The 10,963-nt window shown below is 70.5% G+C and carries 11 protein-coding genes and 2 pseudogenes; 7 read left to right on the top strand and 6 right to left on the bottom strand.

The window, feature by feature from the left end; translation table 11 throughout:
• Window positions 1–1,159: 1,159 nt before the first annotated feature.
• Together ACO1BR_RS39905 and ACO1BR_RS39900 are read left to right on the top strand one after the other, a co-directional pair.
• Entirely contained in the window at window positions 1,160–1,624 is a 465-nt protein-coding gene (locus ACO1BR_RS39905; RefSeq protein WP_426800006.1) for a 2OG-Fe(II) oxygenase, read from the top strand.
• A 113-nt stretch (window positions 1,625–1,737) separates the two neighbouring features.
• Window positions 1,738–1,857: pseudogene (locus ACO1BR_RS39900) on the top strand (SOS response-associated peptidase); the annotation flags it as partial.
• 22 nt (window positions 1,858–1,879) lie between these two features.
• Here ACO1BR_RS39900 and ACO1BR_RS39895 read toward each other — a convergent pair.
• Window positions 1,880–2,176 (bottom strand): annotated as a pseudogene (locus ACO1BR_RS39895) (nucleotidyl transferase AbiEii/AbiGii toxin family protein); the annotation flags it as partial.
• A gap of 334 nt (window positions 2,177–2,510) precedes the next feature.
• On the opposite strand from ACO1BR_RS39895, the gene ACO1BR_RS39890 reads away from it, so the two are divergent.
• Window positions 2,511–2,747 carry an SOS response-associated peptidase family protein gene (locus ACO1BR_RS39890; RefSeq protein WP_426800005.1) on the top strand — a complete coding sequence of 79 codons (237 nt, stop codon included), beginning with the start codon at window positions 2,511–2,513 and terminating at the stop codon, window positions 2,745–2,747.
• 234 nt (window positions 2,748–2,981) lie between these two features.
• Here the strand turns inward: ACO1BR_RS39890 and ACO1BR_RS39885 are convergent, their stop codons facing one another.
• Entirely contained in the window at window positions 2,982–3,380 is a 399-nt protein-coding gene (locus tag ACO1BR_RS39885) for a heavy metal-responsive transcriptional regulator (protein ID WP_426800004.1), read from the bottom strand.
• A gap of 74 nt (window positions 3,381–3,454) precedes the next feature.
• On the opposite strand from ACO1BR_RS39885, the gene merB reads away from it, so the two are divergent.
• From merB to ACO1BR_RS39870, 3 genes are all read left to right on the top strand, one after another.
• Window positions 3,455–4,408, top strand: coding sequence for an organomercurial lyase (gene merB / locus ACO1BR_RS39880; RefSeq protein ID WP_426800003.1), 954 nt, complete (start codon window positions 3,455–3,457; stop codon window positions 4,406–4,408).
• A gap of 11 nt (window positions 4,409–4,419) precedes the next feature.
• Window positions 4,420–4,671 carry a mercury transporter gene (locus tag ACO1BR_RS39875; protein ID WP_426800002.1) on the top strand — a complete coding sequence of 84 codons (252 nt, stop codon included), beginning with the start codon at window positions 4,420–4,422 and terminating at the stop codon, window positions 4,669–4,671.
• Between the two features lie 267 nt (window positions 4,672–4,938).
• Entirely contained in the window at window positions 4,939–5,349 is a 411-nt protein-coding gene (locus ACO1BR_RS39870; RefSeq protein WP_426800001.1) for a profilin, read from the top strand.
• Here ACO1BR_RS39870 and ACO1BR_RS39865 read toward each other — a convergent pair.
• From ACO1BR_RS39865 to ACO1BR_RS39850, 4 genes are all read right to left on the bottom strand, one after another.
• Complete coding sequence (locus tag ACO1BR_RS39865) at window positions 5,333–5,812, bottom strand: hypothetical protein (RefSeq protein WP_426800000.1); 480 nt, start codon at window positions 5,810–5,812, stop codon at window positions 5,333–5,335. The two genes, ACO1BR_RS39870 and ACO1BR_RS39865, sit on opposite strands and share 17 nt — an antisense overlap.
• A gap of 720 nt (window positions 5,813–6,532) precedes the next feature.
• Window positions 6,533–8,491, bottom strand: coding sequence for an ankyrin repeat domain-containing protein (locus tag ACO1BR_RS39860; RefSeq protein WP_426799999.1), 1,959 nt, complete (start codon window positions 8,489–8,491; stop codon window positions 6,533–6,535).
• A gap of 244 nt (window positions 8,492–8,735) precedes the next feature.
• Window positions 8,736–8,993: a hypothetical protein gene (locus tag ACO1BR_RS39855; RefSeq protein WP_426799998.1), complete on the bottom strand. Its 258-nt coding sequence runs from the start codon at window positions 8,991–8,993 to the stop codon at window positions 8,736–8,738.
• Window positions 8,994–9,121: 128 nt separating this feature from the next.
• The gene (locus tag ACO1BR_RS39850) at window positions 9,122–10,153 is read right to left on the bottom strand and encodes a helix-turn-helix transcriptional regulator (RefSeq protein WP_426799997.1); all 1,032 of its coding nucleotides are present in this window, start codon (window positions 10,151–10,153) and stop codon (window positions 9,122–9,124) included.
• 248 nt (window positions 10,154–10,401) lie between these two features.
• On the opposite strand from ACO1BR_RS39850, the gene ACO1BR_RS39845 reads away from it, so the two are divergent.
• Window positions 10,402–10,830 (top strand): VOC family protein, encoded by a 429-nt coding sequence (locus ACO1BR_RS39845; protein ID WP_426799996.1) that lies wholly within the window; start codon window positions 10,402–10,404, stop codon window positions 10,828–10,830.
• Window positions 10,831–10,963 lie beyond the last annotated feature (133 nt).

The raw sequence follows: 10,963 nt of genomic DNA, 5'->3' as shown, positions 1-10,963 counted from the left end.
GCCGCTCCTCGGAGAGCTTCTTGACGGGGACGGGCGCGGTGGCGGTGCCCAGCGCGGCCAGCCGCCCGGCCCAGAAGGGCTGATCGCCGAAGCCAAGACTGCGTCCGACTGCGGCTGCCAGAGCTGACCGGGCGGCCCGTCCCTCAAATCCTCGGCTCAACACACGGGTTCCTGCACACGAACGCCGTCCGAAGGCCGGAATACCGCAGCCTTTGGATAAGTGCTCTCCACCAGTCAAACGGGCTCATGGCTGGATGCCGTTCACTCCTGAGGCAGTCTCTGTTGTTGGGGGTGTAGTGGGCCCGAGGCCGGGCAGCGTTGTTGGTGTTCCATCCCTTACTGCTGCGAGGAGGAATGCCATGTCCGCAGGCTCGAACGTGACCGGGCCGGTGGAGTTGGAGGCACTGCCCAGCTGCGAATACGTCATGGGGGAGCCGGGGGGCCTGGAACCGTGGGGGCCGGGGGCCCGGGCCAGCCGGGGGAGTCCGTGCCCCCGGAGGAAGAGCAGGTCCCGCCATTGGTGTGGCCGGAGTCGGACCAGGCAGTGGCTGGCCAGGCGTAGCTGGGGCCTGGGGTGGGCAGTGCGTGTCCGCCGCTGTCAGTGCGGCCGGTCCGGGCAGCGCCCAGTGCGGCTCGGACCGGATGCTGCTCCCTCCCGAGACCGTTCCGCTGCTGCCATGCCGGTGGTACAACCGGCGCACCGTGATGGTGACCGATGCCCGCTTGGCCCGTCGGGTCCTGCGGGCGCCAGAGGGGACCTACAACCACACACAGACGTTCCTGCCCCCGCCGGAGCGGAGCGTGTCCGCCTCGGCGGCTGGGGCGAGGCCAGACCGGGAGGCTGTGCTTGCCGGTCGCAGTCGGCATTCACCGCCACCACGTCGCACTCACCCCGGCGCCCACGTGAATGTGGACTTCAGCGCCCACCATGAGCCCGCCGGACAACACCTCGACACCCGACCCGTCGGCGCGCCGCCGTACGGTTTGACAGGAGAAAAGGCCGCAGATGAGTGCGCCCACGACCTACGTGCAGCCCTTCATCCGACCCCGATTCCTCACTGAGGCAGAACTGGCAAGACTGCATGAGCACCTGCAGCACTTGAAAAGCGCACCCGCCACCGTGACCCTCGGCCAGGGCAAAGAGGCTGTGAAGCCTGCCGTGCGCAACACCCAGGCGATGCGACTCCCGCAGGCCACCCGGAAACTCCTGGCCGGCCGGTTCGACGCCCTCCGCACGGAGCTGACTGCATGGTTCGGCCGGCCCGTGGGAGCCTGCCAGCCGCCGGACATCCTCAGCTACGGTCCTGGCAGCTTCTTTCGCCCCCACACCGACACCACCAACGACCCCCTCCACCCTCAAATCAGGGCCCGGGACCTGACCGCCGTCCTTTTCCTCTCCGACCCCCAGCACCCCGACAACAACCCCGCGCAGGACGAACGCTACGCAGGCGGGCGTCTACTGCTGCACCGCTCCACGGGCCCGGCGACCGAGACCGACGAGGCCATGGACGTCACCGGCCCCGCCGGCACCCTCGTCGCCTTCCCCGCCACCACCCGCCACGAAGTCACCCCCGTCACTGCTGGACAACGCCTGACCGCCGTCGCCTGGTACACAGCCACCTAGCCACACCTTCCGGCTGCCGAAAGAGCCACTGGTGTGGCCCAACGCCCTGCGAAGGTGCGTCGACGAAGACAAGCGCTTCCGCAGCACCTCACCCACCATGACCGACGACCGGCACGCCGGCCGCCGGCCGCCTCGACGCCCGGCCGGTGTCCACCGCCGTCAACAACGTGCGCAACAACGGCCCCCACCTCCTGGACGCGATCCCCGACGACCCCGACCACACCGACGCGTGAGCCAGAACGCGTATGGCAGAGGTCAGTTGTCGTCCGGGTCTTCCCCTGCGTACAGCCGGGTATCGAGGTCGCCGGCCCAGGCCAGAGCCCAAGCGCGCAGGTCCGCTACCTGTTCAGGGCTCAGGCCGTAGTCGGTGAAGTCCTGGTCATCCCACCACTCGGCGCCGGCGAGGCGGTCGCGTAGGTCGTGGAGGCTGAGTTCGAAGCGGGCATGGCGGCGGCCGAGGTTTTCCAGGTCGGCGGTGGAGCGATGCCGGGTTGCGGCGTGGACGTCGATGAGGTCGCGGACCGCGCCGCGGTCGGCGAGTGCGCGTGTGCGGTACAGGCCCATCCGAGAACGCGGCTGCTCCAGCGTGTAGGAGCGGCGGCCCGACCACACCACGTGCAGCGGCGGGTCGACCGTGCCGCGCGCGGGACCGGCAAGGGCCTCCAAATGAGCAGGCAGCCGTTTCACGTACTGCGCACACAACAGCTCGAACGCGTTCGGTACCGGAGACGAGGGGGACTGCACGGTCATGGGCTCAGTATCGCCCGGCGGGCCGGGTGGTTGCCAGGCGCCGGAATCGGTCGGGCTCCCGGGATGGGACCAGCGGCGGTACGGCGTCTGACTGCCGTCGAAGAGACGGTCGGCCGCCGCTGCGGCTGAGCCATCGGTGATCTGCCTCGAACGCGATACCGGCGAGGTGCCCCGGCAGTTGCGGCAGCTGCGGTGGGGGCTGGTGCCGTCGTGGGCGAAGAGCCTGAGCATCAGCACGAAGATGATCAATGCGAGGGCGGAGGCGGTCGCGGAGCAGTCGGCCTGCCGTCGAGCGTTCGCCAAGCGCCGCGCTTGTGGAATGGAGTGGTCCGCTCGCTCCCGCCCGCTGGCCTGCGACGACTGGATTCGTTGAGACGGAACGGGCCCGACTCGGTTCGATGAGAAGAGACACTCGCGGCGCTGGCTCTGTTCACGAGAACGGGAGTTTGGGAGGCATTCGGCGGCGGGCCGGGAGTCGAAATGTTCACGGGGTCGGGCAGCACTGGCAGGGGGCGTTGCTGCTCGGGCGGCCACAGGGCGTAGTCCGAGCCGTTGGAGTCTGACCGCGGCCAGCTGGGCAATCCTCCCCAGGGGCCCTCGTGTCCGTTCAGCCAGCAGTGAGGATGCGGCAGATGTCGCCCTCGGTACAGGTAGCGGGGTCGGTTGCGGAAGCGGTGCGGGTCAGCTCGCGCAGCATGGCGCGGGTCGCCTCCAGTTCGGCGATCCGGTGCTCGACGTCAGCGAGGTGCCGACTGAGGAGTTCGGTGACGTGAGCACAGGGCAGGTGGCCGCCGTCGCGGATCGCGAGGACGTCGCGGATCTCGGCGAGGCTGAGGCCGGCCGCCTGGGCGGAGCCGATGAAGCCGACCCGGGCCCGCGCATGGGCCGGGTAGTCGCGGTAGCCACCCGAGGTGCGGGGCGGGTCCGCCAGCAGCCCGGCCTGCTCGTAGAAGCGCAGGGTCTTGGGGGTGGTTCCGGTGGCGGCGGCGAGGGCTCCGATGCGCATACCTCCACCGTAGCCTTGACCTTCCAGTGCAGTGGAAGGTCTAGCGTGGGCCGCCTGATCGGGAGGTGGCGCTGATGCAGGTGGAAATGGTGACAGTCCCGGACTGCCCGAACGGCCCGGTGCTGCGGGAACGGCTGGCCCTCGCCCTCGCGGGGCGTACGGACGTGGAGCTCACCGAGCACGTGGTCGACGACCAGGCGGAGGCGGAACGGCGCGGCATGCACGGTTCTCCCACGCTGCTGGTCGATGGCCGCGACCCGTTCGCCGTCCCGGGCGCCGCGGCCAGTGTGTCCTGCCGGCTCTACCGTGGCGCGGACGGCCGCCTCGGCGGAGCGCCTTCCGTCGAGGAGCTGCGGCGGGTGCTTGGCACTCCTGCCACTGGCGGCGCGGACCGGGCGGCCGGCCGAGCCGGGCGGGGTCGTCTCGCCCCGATCGAGGGTGGTCTTCGGGCGGTGCAGCAGGCCGTCCTGCGCTCCTTCGCCGCCGCCGGTGCCCCGCCCGAGCAGGCCGAGCTGGAGGCGGCGGCCGAGCCCTTCGCCGTACCGGCCGCCCGGGTGCTCGCAGAACTGGCCGCCGAGGACTTCGTCACCCTGGACGACACCGGCCGCATCCAGGCCGCGTACCCGTTCTCCGCCACCGCCACCGAGCACGTCGTGCAGATCGCCGACGGGCCGACGGTGTGGTCGATGTGCGCGATCGACGCGCTCGGCATCCCGGTCATGCTGGGCGCCGATGCCGTCATCAGCTCGACCGACCCGGTCACCGGCGACCTGGTCCGTGTGGAGTTCACCGGCGGAAAGACCACCTGGCAGCCGGCCACTGCGGTGGTCTACTACGGCGCACGCCCGGGCACCGGCCCGGCGGCCGCCGTGTGCTGCGGCTACCTGCGCTTTTTCACCGGGCGCGTCACCGCCGAGCAGTGGACCGGGCAGCACGCCGACATCAGCGGCGCCGTCCTGGACCAGACCGAGGCCCAGCGCCTGGGCGCGGACATCTTTGGCCCCCTGCTGGCCGCACCCGCACAGTAAGCCGGACCGCCATGAACCCGCCGCAACGCCGCGATCCGAGCGCCCGGAGAGGAACGGCGGCGCTGCTCGCAGCCGTCGCCGCCGCAGCAATCGTCTGCTGCGTGGGGCCCGCCCTGATCGTCGCCGCGGTCTCGGGCGCGCTCGCCGCCTGGCTCGGCAACTGGTGGGCGGTCACCGCCGCCGCGCTGCTGACCGCGGGGGCCGTGGCTTGGTGGCTCCGACGCCGCCGGCGGTCCTGCCGCCCACCGCGTCGCCCTCAGTGAACGGGATGTTCGGTCGCCGGCTCACCGCCGCGCTACTGGCCGTTCCGATCCTCCCCAAGGGTCAGCCCATGCCTGGCCTAGGTGCTGTCAAGTCTCGAATCTCGCGAACTTGCTGGTGATCCGCAACGGGACTCACCGGCGACTCCATACGCACCCGGCGGCTGTCCGCTGATCTGCGGTTTGTCTCAAAGCGCCGTTCCACGTCGTGATCGGCTTCGTGCAGGATTCTGCTGGGCGCCGTCCGGCGTCGCAGGCTCCCGCTGCGCGGTGGCCGATCCGCTGAACAAGGGGCTGCAGGTGGGCTGGCAGGCGTACGTCGACACCAACATGGTCGGCTCAGGCAAGATCAGCCAGGGAGCAATCCTGGGGCAGGAGGGCGCGATCTGGGCTGCCTCCCCGGGGCTATCGATTTCCGCCGGCGAGCAAGCCTCCATCCGCAAGGCATTCGAGGACACGGAAGGAACGCTGGCCCTCGGCCTCAAGATCGGCGGCCAGAAGTATTTCACTCTCCAGGCCAACGGTCGGTCGATCTACCTGAAGAAGCAGTCCGACGGCGCCATCGTCGTCAAGACAACGCAGGCGATCCTCATCGGCCTGTACGTGGCTCCGATCCAGGCCCCTGAAGCAACCTCCATCGTGGAGAACCTGGCGGACTACCTGATCAGCGCCGGTTACTGACGTCGCGCCCGACCGTGCTCGGACGACACGGTGGCCGCCCCACAGGGCTGGGGATCACGCCCCAGATTGGTGTGGTGAAGGGGCCCATGCCGGCGGCGTACTTCGCCAGCGTGCGCAGGAACCAGTCCGGCTTGCCGTGGACCCCGTGGATTACCTTCACGGGCCTGCGGGTGGTGTCGGCGAGGGCCTGCGCCTGGTCCATGACGGTGGCGACGGTCGCGTTGAACCGGCCGGTCGACGGGACGGGCCCGGTGCACTCCGGACCGGTGCGCCCGACGAGCACGCGCACCTGCCAGCCCGCGGGCTCGCGCCGGTAGTCGGCCATGACCTTCAACAGCCACGCCGCGGCTTCCGCATCGGTCAGGCCGTCAATCCCGTCTCCGACGCGAAGCTGGTCAAGGCGCTGTTCACCTGGTCCGGGCCGCCCCGCGACCTCGGCCATCCACGTCTCGAAGTCCGTCATGGCCGGGCAACGATCAGGAGCCACCCGGGTCGCTCTGCCCTGCGCCGAACGGAGGAATGAGCAGGCCGTAGCGCGCGCTGGTCCTGGCCGCGGCACGGCCCACCCAGGACGACATCCGCCGCAGGTTCTGGGACGACAACGCCGCCGACCTCACCTGACAGCTCGCACGTCAGCCCCGGTTGGACCTATTGGATCTAACAGGTCTGACCGGGGCTAACGTGCGCTTACGGTCTCAGCTGGGCGGCGGGTCGAGTCGCCGCCTGGCTGGGAGTGCGGACATGCTGCCCAAGCGCTCAACGCGCTCCGCGAAGCGCAGGTGCTCGCGCCGGGCATGCTCCCGGCAAGCGAGGTGACTTTGTCCCGGCGCGGCGAGGTCATCGCGTAAGGCACCCGCACTCCGCATCCAGTAGTGACGAGGCTCGGCAGGTCACCCACCAGACCGAACGTGGATGCCAGCACGTTGCGGACGGCGGCATTGCCGTGGCCCACCTTCGACTCGACATGGATGTGCGGATCGCTCCCACCCACGCGTCCTCCTCGTCACGCCTACTCAGCTGACCGGGAGTGCTACCGGCCAGCCGCACACTGCAGGATGCCCCTCCCATGTCACGGCCTACTGACGATTTCGGCTTGTTGTCGTTGCTGGGATCGGGCGCGTAGGAGGGCAGTTGGACGGAGGGCTCGCGATCAACAACGCCTGACGTCATCAAGTCGAGAACCTCAGTAGTCGCGAGTCAGGGCGCTGCGGCGGTCCGGGTAACCGCGGATCTCGACGATCTGCGCGCCGTCTACCGTGAAGACCTGGTAGAGCCGGTGCGGCGGCGCGGGGCGGGCGCCTTCGTTGGGGCGGGTCAGTGTCAGCCCGAGGATGACCGCGCCGCGGTCGACCTCCAGGCTCTCGATCGTGGGCGCGGTGCCGTCGGCCAGGGCGAGCCGGTACCAGTCGAGGACCTGCGCGCTGCTACGGCACAGCCCGGTCCAGTGCACCTGCGGGTGCAGCAGCGAGGCGAGCAGATCCAGATCGGTGTGCCGGCAGGCGGCCTCGATGTGCCGGGCGATCTCGGAGAGCACGTCATCGCCCAGCGGGGCCGGTGCGTCGGTGACGGCGCTCGGTGCCGTGCCGGGCTCTTCGTCCCCGTGGTGCCCCCCGCCGTCCTGCTCGGGGCCGATGCCGTAGCCCTTGAGAAGCTGCGCGACCTCTCGGCTCGGCGGCTTGCCGGTGACCCACACGTCGCGGCGGCAGGCGCCGGCCTCCAGCAGCAGGCGGACGGTGGCGATCCAGTCGCCGGGCTCGCCGTCCTGTTCGCCGCTGCCGACGGTGGCGAACGCCAGCGGGGTCGCCTCGAACCTGGTATCGCGGGCGTCGACCTCGGCGCCGACCGCGAGCAGCAGCCGAACCCCCTGCGCGTTCCCCTGGTAGGCGGCGGTGTGCAGCGGCGCTTCGCCCGACTCGTCGCGCGCATCGTGACCGAATCCGAGCTCCAGCATCAGCGAGAGCGCCGCAGTGTCCCGGTCGGCGGCAGCCTGATGGATCGCGGCCCGGTCGCGTTCGGTGAGTCGGCCCGGCAGGCCGGGATGCTCGGCCAACAGGCGCCGCGCGCTCTCGCTCTCGGCGCGCAGGCAGGCGCCGAGGAATCGGTCGACCTGCGTGGCATCGTCGATGGCACCGCGGGAGGTGAGCCGCGCGGCGGTCTCGCTGTGTCCGGCGCGCACCGCCGAGCGCACCGCCGAGGTGCCGTCTTCGCCAGCGGCCCGCGGATCGGCTCCGGCATCCAGCAGCGCGTCGATCAGCGGGAGCGACGCGGTAGCCGCCGCCTCGACCAGCTGCTCGCCCGCCGCGCCGGCCGCGTCCTGCCCGCGCGCGGTGAGTGTGTCGAGCAGCAGCCGCATCGCCACCGCATCGTCGTGGAAGACCGCCGCGCCCAGGGCCCAGGTCCCGGTGATCCGCGCGCCGTGGGACAGCAGCAGCCCCAGCGACTTGTGGTCGCCGTGGGAGATCGCCTCGACGACCGGCTGGCCCAGGTCGGGATGGGCACCGGCGTCGAGCAGCAGTCCGGTGACCTCGGGTTTGACGGACTCCACCGCTCCGCGCAGCGCCGAGTACAACCGGGGGCGGCCCCCGTCGTTGGTGTTCGCCGATGCCCGTGCGGCCAGCAACAGGCGCACCACCTCGACCAGCCCGGCTCCCCGCTCCGGGTCGAGCCGGTGCCAGTGCGAGTAGCAGGCGTAGAGCAGCGGCGGCCAACCGCGCTCGTCATCGACCTCCACCGCCACAGCGGGATTCTGGGTCAGCGCCTCGCGCACCGCGCCGACATCGCCGAGCACGGCCGCCGCGCGGACACTGCACTCGGCGATACCCGGCTCCGTGAGAAGGATCTCCGCGGCCCGCCCGGCGCGCGCCTCGATCGACGCGGACAAGAACGCCAGCTCCCGCCGACGCGCGCCCGCGTCGGCATCCACGGCGGCCTTGAGCGCAGGCCAACTGGGAAAGCCCATTTCACGGGCAATGACGAACTGCGCGGCGGCCAAGCTGACCGTATCCGGCTCGGCCGTTGAGTGATGCGTAGCGAACCTCGCCAGCGCGGCCGAATCCCCACGACGCACGGCGTCGCGCAACTCCTTGGCGCGTCGGCGCAACTGATCGAGATCGGGCCGGGCGGGAAGAGATGAATCGGACATAGCGTCTCCCTCTGATCGCCTGGGGTCCGCTGCACAGGCCGAGGAAGAAGCCAAAGCCACAAGGGCATCGAACGACGGAGGTGGACTCAGTCCTTCCCGCGGATCAGGCGGCACCCTCCAGACGCCGCCTTCGATAGTAGCCGCCCGCCGCCGTCACCAGGCAGCGTGGGTGTGCCCGACGTCGCCCACTCCAAGGCGGTCGAGGAGTTGGCAGAGCTTTGGCCGAACCGGTGGCCGGGTCGGCCTACTGCCTGGACCGGCGTGTGGCCTGGACGCTCTGCTCCAGGGCGGCGAGGAGGTCGACGGCAGGCTGCGGCGTCGGCAGTTCCGGGACTTCGCCTCCCTCGACCTTGGCAGCCACCAGCTGCTCCAGCGCGCGCCCGTATTCGTCTTCCAGCTGCTTCACTTCGATCCCGGTGAGTTTGGACAGGAGCAGCTCGGCGAGCTGCAGTGCCCGGTCGGTGACGGGCGTGGACGGGTCCAGGTCTCCGGGCTCGCGCACTTCGTCGCTCCACAAAAGGGCCTGAACCACGATCACACCACGTCGCGGACGAAGTACCGCCAATCTTTCGCGCTGGCTTCTCTGAACTAAGGGCTCTCATCGCTCGTCCGTGTTGGCCCTTGGGCTGTCTACTGCTTGTCCCTGGCGTCGAGCTCTGTGCGCTCTTTGTTCTGGTCGTCGTGTCCGGTGAGGGCGTGGGCGGCGCGGAGCAGGCGGTGGCCGAGTTTTTCCAGGTAGGGGGCGAGTTCTGGGGTGCCGTGGATGGTGTGGGTGGGGCCGAGGTCGATGCCGAGGAGTTGTTCGGCGATGTGGTGGGGGTTGTCGGCGGCAAGGTCGAGGGTGCTGGTGGTCTCGTCGAGGGGGCGTACGCGGTCGGGGAGGGAGTAGGTGCGGGCACGCGCGGTGGCGGCATCGAGGGGGACGGTGGCGTGGAAGGTGTAGCGGGCGGGGGCGGCGGCCAGGCGCGCGGCGACGTACGCGGCCGCGTCGGTGGCGGGTAGTTCGCGGGGGCCGGCGCGGTGGCCGGTGGGGGTGGGGTCGGTGAGGCGGTCGACGCGGAAGAGCCGCCATTCGTCGTGGTCGGTGTCGTAGGCGACGAGGTACCAGACGGGTGCGGCGGCGACCAGGGCGTACGGTTCGGCCCGGCGCCGGCCCGTGACGCCTTTCCCGGTCCGGTAGGTGAAGGTGGTGATCTCACGGTCACGGCAGGCCGCGGCCAGGGTGGCCAGGACGGTGGGGTCAGCCTCGGGTCCGGTGCTCCAGGGCACCGGGAGCGGGGAGGTGGTGGCCTGGAGTGTTGCGACCTGGTGGCGCAGCCGTTGCGGTAGCACCTGTTCGAGTTTGGCCAGGGCGCGCACCGCGGTCTCCTCGATGCCGGTGACGCCGTTGGTGGCGGTGCGCAGGGCGACGGCGATGGCGACGGCTTCCTCGTCGTCCAGGAGGAGTGGGGGCAGGTCGGTGCCGGCGGCCAGGCGGTAGCCGCCTGCGGTGCCGGTGGTGCCCTCGACGGGGTAGCCGAGATCGCGGAGCCGGTCGATGTCGCGGCGGATGGTGCGCAGGGTGACGCCGAGCCGTTCGGCGAGTTCGGTACCGGACCAGGTGCGGCGCGTCTGGAGCAGGGAGAGCAGGCGCAGCATGCGGGCGGGCAGGTCCTGGGTCATGTTTTTCAGACTGCCAGGCATTGGTGACGTGAGGTGTCCTAAAGGGCTCCTATCGTCGGAAACGTCCGAGCGTCGAGGAGCCTCCTCGGTGTGACGGCAGGAGCCCCTTCCCACCGGAAGGGGGGGCGATCAGGAGCGGCCGGACAGTTGCCCGGGCCCGCGGCTCCCGACACATGACATAGGCGCGTCCTCACTGAGTGTGAGTTCGTATGTGCCGCACAGAGACAGGAAAGATCATGATTACCGGAGTGAACACGACCGTGGTCTGGGTGCTGGACCAGGACTCGGCAAAGGCGTTCTTCACCGACAAGCTCGGCCTGGAGGCGCGTACGGACGTGCCGTTCGGTGAGGGCATTCGCTGGGTCACCGTGGGTGCCAAGGCCCAGCCGGAGGTGCAGATCTCCCTGATGGTCCCGGGCCCGCCGGTGATGGACGCCGAGTCCGCCCAGCAGCTCGCTTCGCTGATCGAAAAGGGTGTCCTGATCGGCTGCACGTTCACCGTCGAGGACTGCCACGCGGCCGTCGCGGACCTGTCCGTGCGGGGCGTGACCTTCCTCCAGGAGCCGCAGCCCAGGCCATGGGGCATCTCCGCGACCCTGCGCGACGACGCCGGAACCGTGTACGAGATCCTCCAGCCGCACCACCCGGGCCAGCAAGCAGCCGGCCAGAACCCCTGACCACAGCCGCCACTGCAGCGCACCACGCCGGCAGCCGGGAGGACGAGGCCGCCCTCCCGGCCACCGCACGGCCCTCGGGTGGCCGCACCGGCGACCAGCAGAAACGATGACCACAGCCAACCCCTTCGGGCCC

The sequence above is a fragment of the Streptomyces sp. YGL11-2 genome (assembly GCF_050054615.1).
In the GTDB taxonomy this organism is placed as follows: domain Bacteria; phylum Actinomycetota; class Actinomycetes; order Streptomycetales; family Streptomycetaceae; genus Streptomyces.
Note: the sequence above shows the minus strand (reverse complement) of the source record. Positions and strands in the feature narration are given on the sequence as shown.

Coding starts and splice junctions, on each gene's coding strand:
- ACO1BR_RS39885 (WP_426800004.1), bottom strand. CDS start 3,380: ATGCGCATCGGAGCCCTCGCCGCCGCCACCGGAACCACCCCCAAGACC.
- ACO1BR_RS39875 (WP_426800002.1), top strand. CDS start 4,420: ATGAACCCGCCGCAACGCCGCGATCCGAGCGCCCGGAGAGGAACGGCG.
- ACO1BR_RS39850 (WP_426799997.1), bottom strand. CDS start 10,153: ATGACCCAGGACCTGCCCGCCCGCATGCTGCGCCTGCTCTCCCTGCTC.
- ACO1BR_RS39865 (WP_426800000.1), bottom strand. CDS start 5,812: ATGACGGACTTCGAGACGTGGATGGCCGAGGTCGCGGGGCGGCCCGGA.
- ACO1BR_RS39860 (WP_426799999.1), bottom strand. CDS start 8,491: ATGTCCGATTCATCTCTTCCCGCCCGGCCCGATCTCGATCAGTTGCGC.
- merB (WP_426800003.1), top strand. CDS start 3,455: ATGCAGGTGGAAATGGTGACAGTCCCGGACTGCCCGAACGGCCCGGTG.